The sequence below is a fragment of the Companilactobacillus sp. FL22-1 genome, assembly GCF_043951805.1.
GTDB lineage: Bacteria > Bacillota > Bacilli > Lactobacillales > Lactobacillaceae > Companilactobacillus.
On the sequence record NZ_JBINJY010000011.1, the window covers coordinates 83,651 to 101,788 of the forward strand.

Genomic DNA, 18,138 nt, shown 5'->3' on the forward strand with positions numbered 1-18,138 from the left:
AAATTTATACTAAATTCGATGATTGAAGTCGAATTGTTCAATCAAGTTAATTGACCGGTATGAAAAAAACAATTATATTTCAACCGTAATTTGCTTGCATTGGAGGTAAAATTTATGAAATTATTGATAATTGGAGCAAATGGAAAAGTTGCCAGACTGATCGAAGATAAAATCGTTACTGACGACCAATATAAAGATATTGATTTGACTTTGTTGTTACGAAATAAGAGTCGTCTAAGCAAATATGAAAAAGAAAAACAAGTTACCCTCATTGAAGGCGACACGTCGGATACAGAACTGCTGACGACTTTGATGAACGATGCCGATATGGTTTACGTGGCGTTTGCGGATGATTTTGATGATGCGACGAATAATATTATTGATGCGGCTAAAGATGCTCGTTTGACCTGCATTATCTCTTCAAGTTCGATCGGTTTGTTGAATGAAGAGCCTAATCCAGACTTTGCCAAATGGAATCAATCTATGTTGGGAAAAATTTTGCCAGGATTACGTGCTGCCAGAGATCGTTATGAAAAATCGGGATTAAACTATGTGATTATGCGATTTGCCTGGTTAAATGACCTCGATGAAGTTAAATATGAAATAACAGACCAAACTGAAAAATTTGCTGGAACTGGTGTTTCTAGAAAGAGTGTTGCCGACGCTATCTTAAAAGTTATCAAAGACCCCGGAGCATACAAGAATGAAATCATTGGTATCAGCGACCCAAGTACAAAGAATGTGAAGTCCTACGACGTTCATTTCTAATAAATCAAAAACGCAATTGATAGATTCCATTATTTGGAATTTTCAATTGCGTTTTTTTGTCGTCAACAGGTTGCTTTAAATTAAACTAATTTAGTTTTTTGAGAATCAAGATTAAATCAATTTTTCAAATTCCAGATAGCAATTTTTTGAATTAATTCCACGGGGATAGCCGCAATATCTTTCTCAAAATGGAGAGTCGTTTTCCCACTCAGATAAGGTGCAATCTCCTTTTCAAAATGCTTGATAGGTTTATTGGTTGGATAGAAACCGATCTGTTTATGATTAATGCCGAAGAAGCAGATTTGTTTTGGCTGGAAATATCCTACTAGGCCATATGATAGTTTCACTTGTGCCTCGGGTAGGGCTTCTGAAATAATTTGGTGCATGGCTTGAGCTAGCTGTTGATCTTTTGGGTTGGTTAGGGTCTTTAAATATTCATCCATTTACTTAACCCGGAAGAATTGCACTAATCCGTATAATCCATAACCACCAGCAGCGGCCTGAAGAATAGTCATGATTGTGCCAACTTTTTTGATCGAAAGATTGCTATCAAAGTGTAACTCGAATTGCACGAACGCAATAACTGCTATGGAAAATACCATAATTAGGATAAATTTCATTCTTTTTTTTATATATTCCATTTATTCTCGCTTTCTCAGTCCCATTAGTAATCTACTAACATCTTATTGTATAATACTAACTAGTTGTAGACTTGTAAATATATGTTCTCTTGAGAGGTTTATTAAATGAAAATCTTAGTAGTTGATGATGATAAGGAAATCGTAGAATTACTTAGTATTTATATCAAAAATGAGGGATATGAAGCAATTGCGGCTAATTCCGGTCAAGAAGCTTTATACCAGTTGGCAGCCCACAGTGATATTGCTTTGATGGTCTTAGATATTATGATGCCTGGAATCGATGGTATTGAAGTCGTCAAGCGTGTCAGAAAAGACTCCCAAATTCCTATTATTATCGTTTCAGCCAAGACCACTGATATGGATAAGATCCAAGGCTTGATCACAGGAGCTGATGATTATGTAACTAAGCCCTTCAATCCATTGGAGATTATGGCTAGAATCCGTTCTCTTTTGCGTCGTAGTTCTCAACAGACGGCCAAAAATGTTCCTGATAAGTTGGAAGTAGGGCCTATCACGATCTATAAAGATTCCCATGAAGTCGTGACTGACTCTGGTCATAAAGTTCAATTGACGGCTTTGGAATTTGGCGTGATTTATTTACTCGCTAGTCATCCCAACCGAGTCTTTTCAGCTGACGAAATCTTTGAACGGGTCTGGAAACAAGAGAGTGTTGTTTCAGCGAAGACGGTCATGGTCCACGTCAGTCACTTGAGAGACAAATTAGAAGAAGCTACCAACGGTGAGAAAGTTATTGAAACTGTTTGGGGTGTAGGCTATAAAGTGGAGGTTTGATTTTGAGTAAACGGATCAAACTGAATTTAGGAGAAAAAGGTGTCCTCCTTGTCGAAGGAATAGGCACCTTTCTTTTATTTCAGATAATAAACGTAATTTTAATCGGTAGTGTTGGAACCAAAAGTTTTATTAATAATTTAGAGACTAATTGGCAGAGTTTGGCCAGTGGAAAATTATGGGCGGTTATTGTAGTGCTCGTCATTGAAGTCTTAGTTACGGGTTTAATTGTGACAAATTCGTATCAAAAGATGGAATTCAAGCATATTCAAACGATTTTAACGAAGACTGCACAGGATAATTTGACTAAAGAAATTGACTTAAAAGTGAACCCTAGTTTGCAAAAAACGGTCGATAGTTTTAATCTAATAATCTCTAATATGAATCGCCGGGCCGAGGAACAACGTCAGTCAGAAGCAAGTAAAGATGAGCTGATTACCAACGTTAGTCACGATATTAGAACACCTTTGACTTCGGTGATCGGTTATTTAGGTTTGATTGAAAGCAAAACTTACAATGATTTGGGTCAAATTTTGAAGTACACCCATATTGCTTATAAAAAGTCTCAAGAGATGCAAAATTTAGTTAATTCGCTTTTCGAGTATGCCAATGTTCAACATGCTACCAGTCAATTGAATATGACAACTTTTGATATGGCCCAAATGCTCGACCAATTGTCAGCTGATTTTGAATTGGAAGCTAATAAACGTGGTATGGAAATCATGGTCAACGCCACTCCTGATAAGATCATCATGAAAGGTGATACTGAAAAGTTGGGTCGGGTCTTCAATAATTTGATCATGAATGCCTTGAAGTATGGTAAAGGTGCAACGCATATTTGGCTAACTGCCGAACAAAAAGACAAAGAAGTTATCGTCACAGTAGCTAATAATGGCCAGAAGATTCCAGAGGACTCCTTGAAGCATGTGTTTGATCGTTTCTATCGAGTGGAAGATTCGCGTTCAAAGAAAACTGGCGGGACTGGCTTAGGCTTAGCAATTGCACAGAGTATGGTGCAGTTGCATGGTGGAAAGATCATCGTAACTTCGGATGATAAGAAGACATCGTTTATCAGTCATTTTCCGACGATGTAATTTTAAAGATTGATTTGTGAGGTTTAATAAATGAGGAATTTCGTTAAGAAATTAATGTTGGTGATGTCTCTAGTAATTCTGACTTTACCGACTTTTGCATCAACCGTTCAAGCTGATGAAACAACGCAGACGTTTGATTTGGCTGCAACAGCAGGGATGGCTTTTGATGAGCATTCTGGACAAATCGTCTATAAGAAAAATGCTGATGAACCATTGGCGATAGGTTCAATTACCAAGATAATTACTTTATACTTAGTCACTAAAGCAATTAAAGAGGGTAAATTCACTGAACAAGATCAGCTACAACCGACTGCTGCTCAAGCTGAGATGACACAAAAGGATGAATTGACTAATGTGCGCTTAGATGCTGATAAAAAGTACAGTGTCAAAGATCTGTATGATGCTGCCTGGATCGTTTCGTCTAATTCGGCAGCCATGATGTTAGCTGATAAAGTAGCTGGCAGTCAGGCAAAATTTGTCAAACTGATGCGACAAACTGTCAAAGATTGGGGCATTAAAGACGCCAAACTCTACAATGTTTCCGGCTTGAATAATTCGGATCTAGAGCCTGGGATGTATCTAGGAACGAAGTCAGATGAGAACAAGCTGACAGCTAACGATATTGGGGTGATTGTTAAGCATGTTTTAGACCAATATCCCGAGATTCTAAAAACGACCTCGCAGGCAAAGTTGTCTTTCCCAGTTGATAATGAAACTAAGACTTATGAATCTTTGAATTTATTATTGAAAGGTAACCGTGATTATCAGGAAGGTTATGAATTCGATGGCTTGAAAACGGGAACGACCGAGGCTGCTGGAGAATCGTTCGTCGGTACATTGCCAATCAAGAATACGCGAATCGTGACTATTGTTTTGAATGCTCAAGGTGAAAAAGATGATCGTGATAAACGTTTTCGTAGTACGCAAAAATTAGTTCAATATTTGAATGATAACTTCGATGTTCCAGAGGTTATTCAAAAGAATCAAAGCGTCACAGTTAATAATAAAAAGTATAAAACCTATGAAGCAGTTTATATGTGGCTGCCAAAAAATTATAATGTTTCAGATTTACGTTATAATGTAAGCAGTGACGATTTAGGTTTTACTGCAATCCATAATAAAAAGACGGTAAAATTGGTTGCCGCTAACACTGATAGTGGTTATCTTCCGTTCAAAAAGGCAGATGTTAAAAAAGTAATTCAAAAGAAGACGAGCCAAAAGAATTGGTGGGATCAAATCATAGAATTTTTTAAACATCTATTTTAGGAGCGTGTAAAAATGAGTTTAAAAATCAAGAATGCTTTAGATATCTTGAAGAAACACGATTTATTGGTTTCTAGTTCAGTTAATGATGAGAATTTAGAAGTGACGAAGATTAGTTACAATTCTAAACAAGATCAGACCAATGGCATTTTCTTCTGCAAAGGAAATAAATTTAAAGCTGAATACTTAGACCAGGCAATCGATAACGGTGCCAAGATTTATGTTTCAGAGAAAGAATATAGTAAAGATATTGACCGGATCATCGTCAAGAGTGCTTCTAAAGCTTTGTCACTATTGAGTGCAGAGTTTTACGGCAATCCTCAAAATGATTTGTTCATCGTAGCTTTTACTGGTACCAAGGGCAAGACAACCACGTCTTACTTCCTATATGACATTTTGAAGAACGCTTTTCCAAAGCAAGTTGGGCTCTTCTCAACAGTTGACCGGATCGTGGGACCAAAGCCAGAAGATGAATTTAAGTCAGACTTAACGACACCCGAGTCTTTGGAATTGTTCCATGACATGAGAACTTGTGTCGACAATGGTTTGAAGTATTTGGTAATGGAAGTATCTTCACAAGCTTATAAGAAGAATCGAGTTTACGGATTGCAATTCGATATCGGTGGATTCTTGAATATCACACCTGATCATATCGGACCTAACGAACATCCTACGTACGCTGATTACTTGAATTGTAAGAAACAATTGATGATCAACTCTAAAGTTAATATTATCAATCGTCAAACGAATGATTATGATACAGTTTATGCCGCTGCTAAACAGACGAGTGACGACAAGGATATTTATCGTTTTGCTAAAAATGAGGTCGGTGATACTGACTTCTCGATTCGGAATAAAGAATCGAATTTAAATGATTCAGTCTTTACTTTCACAGCCGAAAGCGACAAGGCGGAAGATTTACAAGATCACAGTGAATATACATATCAATTGGGTCTCGTCGGTGATTTTAACGAATTGAATGCCGGTGCTGCCATTATTGCTGCTAAGAAAATGGGCGTCAAAAATGAGATAATTGCTGATAGTTTAAAGACAGCTTTTGTTCCAGGCAGAATGGAGCATATCAATACTAAGTCGCACGGTACGATTTTTGTCGACTACGCTCACAATTACGCCAGTATGAATGCTTTGTTGAGTTTTCTCAAGCGTGAATATCCAAATTCAAAGATTAAAGTAGTGGTTGGAAGTCCTGGTGATAAAGGAGTTTCCAGACGTGAAGGCTTTGCTAAAGTCTTGAGTGAATTAGCTGATTCAGCTATCTTAACAACTGATGATCCTGGATTTGAAGATCCAGCTGCCATCTGCAAACAAATCGACGAAAAAATCGATCACACTAGAGTGGAAGTGAAAACTATCCTTGACCGTGAAACAGCGATTAAAGAAATGATCAGCTCTAGTTCTGATGGAGACATCGTTGTCCTAGCTGCTAAAGGTAATGACGCTTACCAAAAGACTAAAGGTGAAGACGTACCATATCCTAGTGACCCAGTTGTCGCTAAGAAAATTTTAAAAGATATTGAGGGATAAAGAGTTATGAAAAAATTCTTTACAGTATTGGGTGGCATGGGAAGCTTAGCCACAGAAAGTTATGTGCATTTGTTAAATGAACGGACACCAACTAACAAAGATCAAGATTATTTAGATTACATCTTGGTCAATCATTCAACAGTTCCTGATCGAACAGCCCATATCTTAGATCACAATCAACCAAGCTTTTTACCTCCACTAGTGGAAGATATCAAACAACAAAGCTTGTTACATCCAGAATTTATGGTTTTGATCTGCAATACTGCTCATTATTACTATAAAGAATTGCAAGCTGCCACCGATATACCTTTGATTCATATGCCTCATATGGCTGTCAGCGTGATGAAACAGAAATATCCAACGGCTAAAAAAATCGGTTTGATTGCTACTAAAGGAACGATTGCTGACCATATCTACGAAAATGAGATCAAAGACGCTGGCTTTAACTACAGCTTAGGTGATCAAGCTGTACAAGACGAAGTTGAGAGTTTGATCTACGATGACATAAAAGTTAAAGGTCAAGTCAACGCTGAGAAATATCATGATATTTTGCGGATTATGCATGATAAATTTGGTTGTGATGTGATTGTTTTAGGGTGTACGGAATTATCTTTAGCGCAAGAAAAAGCCGCTGACCATCCATACAATGTGATCGACGGCCAAAGTATCATCGTCGATAAGTCGATTGAATTTGCTGAAAAAATTCGGCGTGGTGAGAAAATCGATTTTACTAAGATTTATTAATGTTTCATGAGAAACATTGCGGGGGCAACCTCAGATCCGATATAATTTGAAGTGTATAAGGAGGTACTTCCACATGTTTAAGAGATTATCTATCTTCACGATTATCTTATCAGGGGTTTTGTTAGCTGGATGTTCCCAACAGTCAGCAAGTACGCAATCGGCAACAAGTTCCGATACAACGTCAACAAAAAGTAGTGCCAAGAAAACTCCTGCTAAATCTGCTCAAACAAAATCAGCAGACAACGAGAGCGGTTCTAATTCCAATTCAAACAACAATGATTCTGACACAGTAACAAATAAATCAACCAATAGTCAGGATACTAACGCTGATAATCAAACTAACGGAAATAGTACTAATAATAATTCCAACAGTGATTCAACTAGTCAAACTAACCAAAGTCAACAGACGCAAGTTAATATTACGACGCCAGATCAAGCGGTTGAGTATTTGGCTGATAAGTTGAGTGCTACTTACGATAAGGCCAGCACACAGTACGTTTCTAATGGTAAAGTTACTTGGGACAATGTGTCTGGATATCAAATCAATATTTACAGTAAGAATTCTGATACACCAGTGGGCAGCTATTTAGTTCCTGCCAATGGTCAGTATTTCCAGATTTGGTAATGGTGGATAACTTGCCTTTACTCGAATAATTAGTTATATTTTTAGGAGGTCGGTTCAAAACTTCAATGTTTTGTTCGACCTCTATTTTTGTTTTTAAAATATTGTTTGGTTGGAATGATGAAGGATTGTGGTGGTTCACTGCCGGCTTCCGTTCGGCTCTGAGGGGTCTGGAACGCCATGGGCATCGCTTTGAACCAATTGAAGTGCACAATTGTTTTAAAGTCGAGCCTTGTTCTAAGTGTGCTTCGCCCACTAAGAACAATTTCATGGCTGAGACCCCTCAGAGCTCTCACTACAGCCTAGAGGGTTAAAACATGCTTGGATATCCCTCAAGTGAACAGATTCAAGAGCTAAAATAAGTTCAAGGGCAAAAGATAAAAGTCAAAAACTTAGGTTCTTAAGGAAACAAATGCTTTTAAGAATTTATGATTGTATAGAATTAATGTGCTCATTATATGTATGTAAACATTAGTGTGTTTATAGAAGTGTGCAATTTGAGTGTGTAAATAGTAGTTTAATATCTTTTGTCTTTAAGTACCAAGGTTTTCAGCTTCCACTCCAACCAAGCAAAATAAGGAATGTAGGATTCCTATATATATCACAAAAAAATAAAATGCACAGAATCCCTAGTCAGGAGCGGAAGTTCTGGGGGATATCAGTGGTGAAATTTTACTTAATTGGCGTCCTTTGCCAATTTAGTAAAAGGTCGAGCTTGAAGACAAGCGGTTTTCTTGGCTCCAAGTCGGCCCACCACGTTCCATATCCCCCAGAACTGGAGCGGATGACGGCAGTGAACTAATACAACTGCAACGACAAAACAGCAAAAAATTGTTAATAATAATAGAGGATTATAAATGTATAAAAAAAGAGTTTGGGTATTGGCCTTGGTTATGTTGCTGATACTGTTAGGGGGATGTAGTAGTAAAAAGCCTTCTTCTCAAAAGTTGATTACTACCACTGTTAATACTTATATCGAACCAATCAAAAGTGTGGTCGGGGATAAATATCAAGTGGAGTCGATTATCAAATCGGTCAATGTTGACCCACACAGCTTTTCACCATCTAGCAATGATGCTAAGGCCATCGCTGATTCCAGATTGATCGTTGCCAGTGGCTTAGGATATGACGATTGGGTCAGTAAAATTGTTACGGCTAATAGTCAGGATAAAAATCTAATTAATTTTTCTAAAGATGTCTTGAAGAAAAAAGATGGCGAAAATGAACATGTTTGGTTTGGGGTTCAAAATGTTCAAAAGCTCAGTCACTCGATTTATCTGCACATGGCAAAGGTAGATCCCAAAAACAAAGCTTACTATCAAGCTAACTTTAAGAAATATGACTTAAAATTAGCTAAGTTAGTAAATAGAGAGCAAGCTTTGAAGAAATATACTAACGGTAAAAAGGCTTATGTTACGGAACCTTTACCTTACTATCTGCTCAAGGATCTAGGTGTGAAAGTCGCCAATCCTCACTTTGCCAAAGCTATTGAAGATGATACTGATCCGTCGATCGAAGATGTTCAAGCTATGGAAAATGGTTTAAAAAATCATCAGGTCAGTTTTTTGGTCGTCAATAAACAAGTCACTAGCGGTATCATTACTAAGATGACCGGTTTGGCTAAGAAATATCATGTCCCCATTATTTATTTTACGGAAACATTGCCAAGTGATTTAGGGTATTATGATTGGATGGACGGAAATATTACGCAAATTGAAAGGATAGTGAAGAAATAATCGTGATTGAAGCAAAGAATTTAAGCAAGAGCTTTGGTAAGCAATTAGTTTTCAAAGATCTGAATTTTACTATCAATGATGGTGATTTCATCAGTTTAATCGGACCAAATGGTTCAGGTAAAACAACTTTGGTGAAAATCATGATGGGTCTGGAACAAAAAACTAGTGGTGAGTTAAAGATCGATAAGCAAACGATTGGTTATGTGCCGCAATTTCGCAATATCGACCTCGACTATCCTTTGAATATCGAACAATTTGTCCGTTTGAATTTAAAATTTACAATGAGTCCTAAAAAGCGTCGTCAGGATAACAAAATGATCAATCGCATCTTAGAAAAGACTAAGCTGACTGATTTGAAAGATCGACCATTAGGATTGGCTTCTGGTGGTGAAAAGCAAAAAGCCTATTTGGCTCAAGCTTTATTGAATGATCCGAAAATCTTGATTTTGGATGAGTCAACGGCCAGTTTGGATGTTGAAGTAAAAATGCAACTGATGGATCTAGTTGAGGAACTCAATCACAAATATAATCTAACTGTAATCTTCATTACTCACGATTATGAATTGACGAAGAAGTATACTAGTCGGGCACTGTTCTTTAAGAATAAGACGATTCAAGAAGTCAATGTGAATGATGTATCTGAAGAAATGTTTGAGATGGGAGGTTAGGTCGTGTTTGGATATGAGTTTATGCGTGAAGCCTTTATTGCTAGTACTTTTATCGCTATAACGGCAGGATTAGTAGGAGTTTTCGTAGTTTCAAGAAACATGTCGTTTCTGTCTCATACTTTGTCAGAGATTGGTTTTGCGGGAGCTTCATTTGGTATTTTAATTGGAATTTCACCCTTAGCAGGAATGATTTTATTTACGTTGGTGAGTTCGATTGCTGTTGGTAGTTTGAGCACTGAATCATCACGAAGAGAAGCGTCGATTAGCGCTATATCATCGTTATTTATCGGTTTAGGTATCTTATTTTTATCGTTGTCTTCGGAATCGAGCAGTTATGCCACTAATATCTTATTCGGTAGCATCGTCGGGATAAGTTTCAAGGAAGTTAATCAATTGATGATTTTGGCGTTATTCGTTATTTTGGTCTTTATTATTTTCTATAAGCCACTTTCATTTGATTCATTTGACCATATCGGAGCCCGTGCGGCCGGTTTAAAGACTAGATTACTCTCGATAGCCTTTCTAGTTACTTTGGCTCTTAGCGTCAGTATTGGAGCTCAAATTGTAGGTTCATTGTTGGTTTTCGTGTTATTGACTTTACCAGGTGCCACTGCTAAATACGTTGTCCACACTGTTCCTAAGCTGATCATGGTTTCAGTCGGTTTATCGCTAGCTGGTGTCTGGCTAGGACTTTATTTAGCTTTTGTAACCAATTGGCCAGTTACTTTCTTTATTTCAGCTTTTGAAGTTATCGCCTATTTCTTAGGACTAAGCTATAAAAATTGGAAATTAAACCATTAAGGAAATTATTTTATGATAAAAGAATTGTGGAACAAATATAGAGATACGATTCCTTATTTATTCTTTGGAGTCTTAACAACTTTAGTAAATATCGTCAGCTTTGACGTTTTATGGCATTTCTTAGGTTGGAACTATCAATTTGCCAATGCTTTGGCATACTTAATTTCAGTTATTTTTGCTTATGTGACGAACAAACTGTGGGTCTTTAATTCACATACCAATACTTGGAAAGCTTTCTGGAAAGAAATGGGGTCCTTTTTCCTATTCCGAGCAGCTTCGTGGGTTATTGATCAAGGAACGATGACAATTGGTGTCTCGCTCTTACATGGTAACGGCCTGGTGGTTAAAATTATCGCCAATGTTGTCGTGATCGTCTTAAACTACATTTTCAGTAAGTTCATTATTTTTAGAAAAAGAGATTAAAAACAACAATTACCCTCTGACTCCAAGTAAGGAATCAGAGGGTAATTTATTTTGTTGAAAAGTTTGATTTAATGTTGTTCAGCTTTGATAATCCGCTGATCGCGCCGAATAACTTCGAAGAGTCCAAAGAGTAGCAGCAGCAATATCACCGCTATGATTACCGCTTTAGTATTGCCGAAGATCAATTCATCTCCACCAAAGGCATAGAGAAAGGAAACTGGTAGCTAACCAATCAGAATGCAGATCGCCCGATTTTTCCAAGACATGTGCATTTCGATGGCAGCGTAGTTGACCAAAAGAGTTGGTAACATCGGGATAGCGTAACCGATACTGATACCGATTCGTGGATGTCGCATATTTTTAAGGCGGGTAGATAGTCTGTCTGAAGAGATCTTGTGAGGGAAACGCTCGAGGATAAAGAGTGCTAAGAGATTGCCTAGAAAGATTCCAGAAACGTTGATGAAAAATCCTAACCAGCGTCCAAAACAGACGCCAGAAAGAACCGCTACAGCAGCAATGGGAACCCCAGGAATTGCCGAGCCGATTGCCAAAACAGCCATGAATAAAACGGCGTTATGGCGACCTTGATCACGCAACAGGTCAATCACGTCTTCACGGTCAATCGTGTAAGAGAAGAAAGTCTCAATTACAGAACGATAATTATTCCAGAGAATCCAGACTAAGCCAATTAAGCTGATTATGCCTAAGCCGATCAGCAGCACTTTATGCCATAATTTCATTACCTTTCCCCCTCAGTAAGTATATGGCTTCAACTTAGCATACTTACTAATAAAAGTAACCAAAAAATTCTCAAAGCAAACGGCTGCTTTGAGAATTTTTTTACTCTTGTAGTTCACGAATTGCTAAAGCAAAATCACCTAAAGTGGCAGATCCATTATTTTTAATACTTGGCATCGTGATATATTTTTCTAATTCAGGAACTTCGACATAGTCATTCAATAAATCTTTGAATTGAGCTCTAACTTTGACTAAGAAAGGTTCACTGACAACACCGCCACCAAAGACAATCTTGTCTGGACGAAGGATCAAGGTTGCTTGAATAGCTGCTTGAGCAACGTAATAAGCCATAATATCCCAGACATGATCAGTCAAAGGCACGTCTTTACCAGGTTTTCCTAGTCGAGCATCAAAAGTTGGTCCAGCAACTAGACCTTCAAGACAATCTCCGTGGAATGGGCAAATACCTTTGAAATTAAGATCGTCAGGGTGACGCTTCAAGAAAGTGTGACCCATTTCAGGATGTCCCATATTACCGATAAATTTACCATCAGCAATGGCACCGGCACCAACGCCAGTTCCGATAGTATAGTAAACTAACGAATCGATTTTTTCATTGGATAACGTTGACATAACGTACTCGCCATAAGCGGAGCCATTAACGTCAGTCGTCCAAAACATAGGAATGTCAAAGTTTTCTTTCATCTTGCCGATGAAGTCAGTATCTTTCCAGCCTGGTTTTGGTGTTGAAGTAATATAGCCATATTTGGGCGAATTTTTTCTGAGTTCAATTGGTCCAAATGAAGCAATTCCTAAAGCTTCAATATCAAATTTTTTAAAATAGTCGACTGTCTTTTGTAAAGTTTCTTCTGGCGTCGTAGTAGGGAAATGAATGCTATCCTTGATCCGATAATCTTCATCACCTACAGCACAAACAAATTTAGTTCCACCTGCTTCAATACTTCCTACTAGCATAATTAAATTTCTCCTCAAAAATAAAGTAATCGTTTTCACCGACTTACATTACTATTAAATTTTTTTCTCGTCAAATTAACTTTTAAAAAAACACATTAAAATAACTTTGAGATGTAATGTTGCAAAATTAAAGGTGTGACAAAAAATCCAGTTATACGAGTCATGTATAACTGGGATTTTTGCTTATTTGAGAATTGATAGTACGCGATCTTTTTTAGTAGATTGTATGTTTAGCGTCATTTTTAAAATCATTGAATGGTTTAATGGTGATCTCACGGTCATGTTGTTCAAGATTCAAAAATTTATCATCTTGTAGATCATCTTTGATGAATTGATAGATATTGTCGTCACGAAAACCAATTTTTGTAGCGTCCTCAGGCGTGTTGCCATAATAACAAGTCTTGATATTGCTCCAAATAATGGCTCCTAAACACATTGGACAAGGGTAAGCGTTGGTATAGAGTTCACAGCCAGATAAGTCGTGCGTACCTAATTTTTTACAAGCTTTACGAATTGTATAAATTTCCCCATGTGCTGTAGGGTCATCATCTAATAACACGTGATTACGTCCCTTGGCAATGATCTCGCCATTTTTAACGATCACGGTACCAAATGGTCCACCATCATGGGAAGTAACATTCTTTTGAGCCTCATTGGCAGCTAATTCCATAAATTTTTTTGCATATGCCATTATTTAAACATCTCCTAATACATTATTGTAGTTCAAACTTTCTTGTGACAAAAATGCCAAAAAAAACCTAAGAGAGCTAAGTTGCTTCCCTTAGGTTGTAATTAATAAATTTTAGTATCACGAATTTCCTTGAGAATCTTTAAGGAACCATCTTTGTAACTTAAGAATCCATAAACGGCGACACCGATAAGTCCACAAATGATGATGACAACTGAAGCACTGACTTTTGTCGCTTGAGGGATGACTTTGACAACCAAGAAATCAGCTAGAGCTACGACAACTAGCATGATCAAACTATCGAAGAAAATCTTCAATAGTTTCTTGCCGAGGACTTTGTCAACAATCTGGAACTCTTTGTTGATCAATCTGAAAGCAAAGTGACTCATGACCATAAAGGCAATGGTTGAAGCGGCTAATGGTCCGTAAACTCCTAACATTAAAGTTAATGGTAATTGCAAAATAATTTTTAGAAGGTAAGCAAGAACGAGATAGACCATCGATTTTTTGACGTGATGAGAAACTTGCAAGATATTTTCCAAAATCATGAATAGACAATAGAAGAAAGCTTCAAAACACGAAACAATCAAAACTTTCGAACCGAGAATACTTTGGTTATAAAAAACAAAGACTGTCCAGAGTTGGCGGCTAATAGCCATCATACCAAAAGTTGCTGGTAGGATAATGAACAACGTAAATTGAACGATATTGCGCATTAATTTTTGAATTTGTTCTTCGCCAACTTTTCGACTGATCATAGCGGATAAAGCTGGGATAACGGAAGCAGAAACGGAAACAGCTAGAGATACTAGAACCATGATCAGCTTGTTAGCTTGGAAACCAAACATTGCGTAGAGATCATCAATGGTTCTTTGACTGGCATGAAGGATTAATTCATAGATCCAAGTGAAAGTTGTTTGATCGAAGAGCTGCAAAACAGTCATGATCGTATCAACTAATAAGAAAGGAATGGCTGAACGTAACATGGAACTGAAGTTGATTTCAGGTGCAATTTCATCTGAAGTTACATTAGCAGTATCTTTGATATCTGTAACGGTGACAGAACGGCGAACTTTTATTCTGATCCAAAGTAAGAATAGGTAAGCCAGCGTTGCACCGATGAACGAAGCTAGTGTCGATTGATTAACGGCTGACATATAATTGCCTTTTTGCAAAACCATGATTGTATAAGTGGCATAAAGCATATAGGCAACTCGTGCAATTTGTTCGATGACTTGAGAAAAGGCCGAATAGGAGATGAAAGCATAACCTTGAATATATCCACGTAGGATTCCCAAAGCGGGGATGATCAACATGGCGATACTCAAGTACTTAATTGGCGTTACCACTCTCATATCGCCAGCAGCCAAGACAATGGCTACGTACTTAGCACCAAAGAACATGATCAAGGCCAGGACAATACCTACGAGTGACATGTAAATTGTGTATTTTTTAAAGAGTTTTTCACTCTGATCATAACGTCCTAAAGCATTATGTGCAGCGACTTCTTTGGAAATAGCAGAAGGGATACCAGCGGTGGCGATAATCAAGAAAAGATTGTAGATATTGTAAACTTTTCCGTATAAAGCATTAGCTGCCCCTACAGCTACTGGTCCAATCCAAATATTCCAAGGAATGATGTAGACAACTGAAAGTACTCGTGAGAGGATTCCACTAATTGAGATCCAGAGTGAACTTTTAAGTAATGAATCTTTTTTCATTTTGTTTTCCATTCTAATTTAAATTACGAATTTAGTGATAGAAGATGACCGTGCAAACTAGTGCGATCAAGGCAGGCAGTCCTTGTAGATAAAGAATCTTCTTAGTGGCCGTGAAAGCACCATAGACTGCGACGACGATGATGTAACTCATCATTAAGATCAAAATTATTTTTAACGTCGTACCGGTGAAGAATAAGATCATCAAAAGGATTACGACGCCAAGCATACCGTTATAAATTCCCTGATTGGCTAAAGCAGTCTGAGCTTCTTTAGTTTTCACAAAACCAAGTGGCATCTCAAAGGCGTTGGCTTGCATGTCAGGTTTACCAAACATCTCTAGAGCAGCAATACCAACATGTTCAACCGCCACTAGAGCGACTAAAAATAAAGTTAAAATTTGCATCATAGACTTCTTTCCATTAAAAGTATAAGTACCATATTAAACTGTTTTGAATTGTTGTACAAATTGTAATTAAAATAAAAAAGAAGAATCTTATTACGATTCTTCAGGTTTTATCATAACAAATTTTTCAGCAAATTTGCCCTTTTGATTGATTTTAGCTTGGCGCAGACTGTCCATTTCTTCATAAGTAATGGAGGCATCATCCAAAATAGCACGAATGACTTCTTCTAAGTCCCCTAATTCTTCGACTAAATTGGCTCGTGTATCAGCCCTTTGAACTTCTTGAGCTTCTTCGGCGATCTTTGTTCTCAAGGCCTTTCGGTAGTCCTCATTTGAGAGGGTGTCAAATTTGGTCTCGTCAGAAATGATCTCAGGTATTTTGTCCCGAACTAACTTTTTCATAAAAACTCCCCTTTAACACTTAGTAGTGAAATCTTACCATGAAGCGACCAATGTGCCAAATGATGACTGAAAGCAGGTTAATTGCTAACTTTATAATTATCATGATATGATTTGTTTGAATAAATTTATAAAAAGTGTTGATAACTATGAAACTATCGAGTGTGGTTGCTACAGAAATATATGGCGGGCTTCTATTATTGGTAATGACGGGTATAATTATTGCATTGATTTTGAATAATTTTATTCGTAGAAGAATGGTTCTAGCCTGCAAAAAGACTTTGCAAAATAAAGAAAAAGTTTTAAAAGTTTCAGTCAATGATGAAACTGCAGCTTATTTGAATCGTCATCGTAATGAGGATTTGTATCGGATCGATGAATTGATCACCAAAAGGCATGACATTATTAAATATAAGTTGTGCTTGAAGAAACGTAGTTTCGATTTTTATTTGAAAAAACAAAAATTATTAAATTATAAAGTTATAGCAATAAAGATATATTAATGACTTGTCAAAACGACGACAGGTCATTTTTATTTCACAAACTTTAATTGACTAACCAAAAAAAATCGGCTACCATGTTTATAAATTTTACCCATTAATAGGTGAAAACAAAATCTTAGGAGGAATATCATGTCGGCATGGGATACAAAATTTGATAAAAAGGGATTCACTTTTGATGATGTTTTATTAATACCAGCAGAGAGTCACGTTTTACCAAATGAAGTAGATTTATCAGTTCAATTAGCTAAAAATATTAAACTAAACACACCAATTTTAAGTGCAAGTATGGATACCGTGACAGAAGCTCCAATGGCTATTGCGATGGCACGTCAAGGTGGCTTGGGTGTTATTCATAAGAATATGAGTATTGAACAACAAGCTGACGAGGTTTCAAAAGTTAAGCGTTCAGAAAACGGCGTTATAATTGACCCAATTTATTTGACAGCAGATGATCCTGTTATTGAAGCAGAAAAATTGATGAGTACTTATCGCATCAGTGGTGTTCCAATCGTTACTAGTAAAGAAGAACTGAAACTAGTTGGTATCATTACTAACCGTGATCTTCGTTTTATCAATGATTATTCAGTCAAAATTGGTACCGTTATGACGAGTGAAGAATTGATCACCGCACCAGTTGGTACATCACTTAAAGAAGCTGAACAAATTCTCCAAGAACATCGAATTGAAAAATTGCCTTTGATTGACGAAGCTGGCCGTTTAGGTGGTTTGGTAACAATTAAAGATATTGAAAAAGTTAAAGAATTTCCTAATGCAGCTAAGGATAAATATGGTCGTTTACTAGTTGCTGCGGCTGTAGGTGTTACAAGTGATACCTTTGAACGGGCTGAAGCCTTGCTAGCTGCTGGAGCAGATGCTATCATCATTGATACTGCTCATGGTCATTCCGCTGGCGTGCTTAGAAAGATTGCTCAAATTAGAGATAAGTTCCCTGATGCAACTTTGATTGCCGGAAACGTTGCTACAGGAGAAGGTACTAGAGCTTTATATGATGCTGGTGTCGATGTTGTAAAAGTTGGTATCGGACCTGGTTCAATTTGTACAACTAGAATCGTTGCCGGTGTTGGTGTTCCTCAATTGACAGCTGTTTATGATGCCGCTAGTGTCGCTCATGAATATGGAAAGACGATCATCGCTGATGGTGGTATCAAATATTCAGGTGATATTGTGAAGGCTTTAGCTGGTGGTGGTAACGCCGTTATGCTTGGTTCAATGTTAGCTGGTACCGATGAGGCACCTGGTGAATTTGAAATTTATCAAGGTCGCCGTTTTAAGACTTACCGTGGTATGGGTAGTTTGGCAGCAATGTCACATGGCTCATCAGACCGTTACTTCCAAAGTGGTGTCAATGAAGCTAACAAGTTGGTTCCTGAAGGAATTGAAGGTCGCGTGGCTGCTAAAGGTGCTGTCGGCGATGTAATTTATCAACTACTGGGCGGATTGCGTTCAGGTATGGGGTATGTTGGCGCTCATAATTTGACTGAATTGCAAGATGCTCAATTCATTCAAATTTCAAATGCAGGTTTGAGAGAATCACACCCACATGACGTTACAATTACCAAAGAAGCTCCTAATTATTCAGTTAAATAATAGCAAAAA

Annotated in this window: 21 protein-coding genes; 13 read left to right on the plus strand and 8 right to left on the minus strand. The window is 37.4% G+C overall.

Annotated features, from left to right (window positions below):
* Positions 1–114: 114 nt before the first annotated feature.
* Positions 115–768 carry an NAD(P)H-binding protein gene (locus tag ACG72T_RS10145; RefSeq protein ID WP_395266098.1) on the plus strand — a complete coding sequence of 218 codons (654 nt, stop codon included), beginning with the start codon at positions 115–117 and terminating at the stop codon, positions 766–768.
* A gap of 116 nt (positions 769–884) precedes the next feature.
* Here the strand turns inward: ACG72T_RS10145 and ACG72T_RS10150 are convergent, their stop codons facing one another.
* Positions 885–1,211, minus strand: coding sequence for an iron chaperone (locus tag ACG72T_RS10150; RefSeq protein ID WP_395266099.1), 327 nt, complete (start codon positions 1,209–1,211; stop codon positions 885–887).
* Positions 1,212–1,370: a hypothetical protein gene (locus ACG72T_RS10155; protein WP_395266100.1), complete on the minus strand. Its 159-nt coding sequence runs from the start codon at positions 1,368–1,370 to the stop codon at positions 1,212–1,214.
* Positions 1,371–1,514: 144 nt separating this feature from the next.
* On the opposite strand from ACG72T_RS10155, the gene ACG72T_RS10160 reads away from it, so the two are divergent.
* The 10 genes from ACG72T_RS10160 to ACG72T_RS10205 all read left to right on the plus strand — a co-directional run bounded on the left by ACG72T_RS10160 (position 1,515) and on the right by ACG72T_RS10205 (position 11,094).
* A complete protein-coding gene (locus ACG72T_RS10160) occupies positions 1,515–2,201 on the plus strand; it encodes a response regulator transcription factor (RefSeq protein WP_395266101.1) in 687 nt (228 codons plus the stop codon).
* Between the two features lie 2 nt (positions 2,202–2,203).
* Positions 2,204–3,292: a sensor histidine kinase gene (locus ACG72T_RS10165; protein WP_395266102.1), complete on the plus strand. Its 1,089-nt coding sequence runs from the start codon at positions 2,204–2,206 to the stop codon at positions 3,290–3,292.
* A 30-nt stretch (positions 3,293–3,322) separates the two neighbouring features.
* Positions 3,323–4,558, plus strand: a complete 1,236-nt coding sequence (locus ACG72T_RS10170) for a D-alanyl-D-alanine carboxypeptidase family protein (protein WP_395266103.1) — start codon at positions 3,323–3,325, stop codon at positions 4,556–4,558.
* Positions 4,559–4,570: 12 nt separating this feature from the next.
* Positions 4,571–6,100: a UDP-N-acetylmuramoyl-L-alanyl-D-glutamate--2,6-diaminopimelate ligase gene (locus ACG72T_RS10175; protein WP_395266104.1), complete on the plus strand. Its 1,530-nt coding sequence runs from the start codon at positions 4,571–4,573 to the stop codon at positions 6,098–6,100.
* Between the two features lie 6 nt (positions 6,101–6,106).
* Positions 6,107–6,844: an aspartate/glutamate racemase family protein gene (locus ACG72T_RS10180; protein WP_395266105.1), complete on the plus strand. Its 738-nt coding sequence runs from the start codon at positions 6,107–6,109 to the stop codon at positions 6,842–6,844.
* Positions 6,845–6,917: 73 nt separating this feature from the next.
* Positions 6,918–7,469: a hypothetical protein gene (locus ACG72T_RS10185; protein ID WP_395266106.1), complete on the plus strand. Its 552-nt coding sequence runs from the start codon at positions 6,918–6,920 to the stop codon at positions 7,467–7,469.
* An 854-nt stretch (positions 7,470–8,323) separates the two neighbouring features.
* Positions 8,324–9,202, plus strand: coding sequence for a metal ABC transporter solute-binding protein, Zn/Mn family (locus ACG72T_RS10190; RefSeq protein ID WP_395266107.1), 879 nt, complete (start codon positions 8,324–8,326; stop codon positions 9,200–9,202).
* A 2-nt stretch (positions 9,203–9,204) separates the two neighbouring features.
* The gene (locus ACG72T_RS10195) at positions 9,205–9,870 is read left to right on the plus strand and encodes a metal ABC transporter ATP-binding protein (protein ID WP_395266108.1); all 666 of its coding nucleotides are present in this window, start codon (positions 9,205–9,207) and stop codon (positions 9,868–9,870) included.
* Positions 9,871–9,891: 21 nt separating this feature from the next.
* On the plus strand, positions 9,892–10,671 hold the full coding sequence (locus ACG72T_RS10200) for a metal ABC transporter permease (protein WP_395266128.1): 780 nt from the start codon (positions 9,892–9,894) through the stop codon (positions 10,669–10,671).
* 12 nt (positions 10,672–10,683) lie between these two features.
* On the plus strand, positions 10,684–11,094 hold the full coding sequence (locus ACG72T_RS10205) for a GtrA family protein (RefSeq protein ID WP_395266109.1): 411 nt from the start codon (positions 10,684–10,686) through the stop codon (positions 11,092–11,094).
* Between the two features lie 224 nt (positions 11,095–11,318).
* Here ACG72T_RS10205 and ACG72T_RS10210 read toward each other — a convergent pair whose 3' ends face one another.
* The 6 genes from ACG72T_RS10210 to ACG72T_RS10235 all read right to left on the minus strand — a co-directional run bounded on the left by ACG72T_RS10210 (position 11,319) and on the right by ACG72T_RS10235 (position 16,021).
* Complete coding sequence (locus tag ACG72T_RS10210; RefSeq protein WP_395266110.1) at positions 11,319–11,834, minus strand: VTT domain-containing protein; 516 nt, start codon at positions 11,832–11,834, stop codon at positions 11,319–11,321.
* 100 nt (positions 11,835–11,934) lie between these two features.
* A complete protein-coding gene (scrK, locus tag ACG72T_RS10215) occupies positions 11,935–12,807 on the minus strand; it encodes a fructokinase ScrK (protein WP_395266111.1) in 873 nt (290 codons plus the stop codon).
* A gap of 214 nt (positions 12,808–13,021) precedes the next feature.
* On the minus strand, positions 13,022–13,498 hold the full coding sequence (locus ACG72T_RS10220) for a nucleoside deaminase (RefSeq protein WP_395266112.1): 477 nt from the start codon (positions 13,496–13,498) through the stop codon (positions 13,022–13,024).
* Between the two features lie 101 nt (positions 13,499–13,599).
* Positions 13,600–15,216, minus strand: coding sequence for a polysaccharide biosynthesis C-terminal domain-containing protein (locus ACG72T_RS10225; RefSeq protein ID WP_395266113.1), 1,617 nt, complete (start codon positions 15,214–15,216; stop codon positions 13,600–13,602).
* Positions 15,217–15,247: 31 nt separating this feature from the next.
* On the minus strand, positions 15,248–15,619 hold the full coding sequence (locus tag ACG72T_RS10230) for a DUF1304 domain-containing protein (protein ID WP_395266129.1): 372 nt from the start codon (positions 15,617–15,619) through the stop codon (positions 15,248–15,250).
* Between the two features lie 93 nt (positions 15,620–15,712).
* Positions 15,713–16,021, minus strand: coding sequence for a nucleoside triphosphate pyrophosphohydrolase (locus ACG72T_RS10235; RefSeq protein WP_395266115.1), 309 nt, complete (start codon positions 16,019–16,021; stop codon positions 15,713–15,715).
* Positions 16,022–16,224: 203 nt separating this feature from the next.
* On the opposite strand from ACG72T_RS10235, the gene ACG72T_RS10240 reads away from it, so the two are divergent.
* On the plus strand, positions 16,225–16,521 hold the full coding sequence (locus tag ACG72T_RS10240; RefSeq protein WP_395266116.1) for a hypothetical protein: 297 nt from the start codon (positions 16,225–16,227) through the stop codon (positions 16,519–16,521).
* A gap of 129 nt (positions 16,522–16,650) precedes the next feature.
* The gene (gene guaB / locus ACG72T_RS10245; RefSeq protein ID WP_395266117.1) at positions 16,651–18,129 is read left to right on the plus strand and encodes an IMP dehydrogenase; all 1,479 of its coding nucleotides are present in this window, start codon (positions 16,651–16,653) and stop codon (positions 18,127–18,129) included.
* Positions 18,130–18,138 lie beyond the last annotated feature (9 nt).

What these genes read in the sequence shown, in the direction of transcription:
- ACG72T_RS10145 (WP_395266098.1), top strand. Translation starts at nt 115, where the DNA reads ATGAAATTATTGATAATTGGAGCAAATGGAAAAGTTGCCAGACTGATC.
- ACG72T_RS10150 (WP_395266099.1), bottom strand. Translation starts at nt 1,211, where the DNA reads ATGGATGAATATTTAAAGACCCTAACCAACCCAAAAGATCAACAGCTA.
- ACG72T_RS10155 (WP_395266100.1), bottom strand. Translation starts at nt 1,370, where the DNA reads ATGGTATTTTCCATAGCAGTTATTGCGTTCGTGCAATTCGAGTTACAC.
- ACG72T_RS10160 (WP_395266101.1), top strand. Translation starts at nt 1,515, where the DNA reads ATGAAAATCTTAGTAGTTGATGATGATAAGGAAATCGTAGAATTACTT.
- ACG72T_RS10170 (WP_395266103.1), top strand. Translation starts at nt 3,323, where the DNA reads ATGAGGAATTTCGTTAAGAAATTAATGTTGGTGATGTCTCTAGTAATT.
- ACG72T_RS10175 (WP_395266104.1), top strand. Translation starts at nt 4,571, where the DNA reads ATGAGTTTAAAAATCAAGAATGCTTTAGATATCTTGAAGAAACACGAT.
- ACG72T_RS10180 (WP_395266105.1), top strand. Translation starts at nt 6,107, where the DNA reads ATGAAAAAATTCTTTACAGTATTGGGTGGCATGGGAAGCTTAGCCACA.
- ACG72T_RS10185 (WP_395266106.1), top strand. Translation starts at nt 6,918, where the DNA reads ATGTTTAAGAGATTATCTATCTTCACGATTATCTTATCAGGGGTTTTG.
- ACG72T_RS10190 (WP_395266107.1), top strand. Translation starts at nt 8,324, where the DNA reads ATGTATAAAAAAAGAGTTTGGGTATTGGCCTTGGTTATGTTGCTGATA.
- ACG72T_RS10200 (WP_395266128.1), top strand. Translation starts at nt 9,892, where the DNA reads ATGCGTGAAGCCTTTATTGCTAGTACTTTTATCGCTATAACGGCAGGA.
- ACG72T_RS10205 (WP_395266109.1), top strand. Translation starts at nt 10,684, where the DNA reads ATGATAAAAGAATTGTGGAACAAATATAGAGATACGATTCCTTATTTA.
- ACG72T_RS10210 (WP_395266110.1), bottom strand. Translation starts at nt 11,834, where the DNA reads ATGAAATTATGGCATAAAGTGCTGCTGATCGGCTTAGGCATAATCAGC.
- scrK (WP_395266111.1), bottom strand. Translation starts at nt 12,807, where the DNA reads ATGCTAGTAGGAAGTATTGAAGCAGGTGGAACTAAATTTGTTTGTGCT.
- ACG72T_RS10220 (WP_395266112.1), bottom strand. Translation starts at nt 13,498, where the DNA reads ATGGCATATGCAAAAAAATTTATGGAATTAGCTGCCAATGAGGCTCAA.
- ACG72T_RS10225 (WP_395266113.1), bottom strand. Translation starts at nt 15,216, where the DNA reads ATGAAAAAAGATTCATTACTTAAAAGTTCACTCTGGATCTCAATTAGT.
- ACG72T_RS10230 (WP_395266129.1), bottom strand. Translation starts at nt 15,619, where the DNA reads ATGCAAATTTTAACTTTATTTTTAGTCGCTCTAGTGGCGGTTGAACAT.
- ACG72T_RS10235 (WP_395266115.1), bottom strand. Translation starts at nt 16,021, where the DNA reads ATGAAAAAGTTAGTTCGGGACAAAATACCTGAGATCATTTCTGACGAG.
- ACG72T_RS10240 (WP_395266116.1), top strand. Translation starts at nt 16,225, where the DNA reads ATGACGGGTATAATTATTGCATTGATTTTGAATAATTTTATTCGTAGA.
- guaB (WP_395266117.1), top strand. Translation starts at nt 16,651, where the DNA reads ATGTCGGCATGGGATACAAAATTTGATAAAAAGGGATTCACTTTTGAT.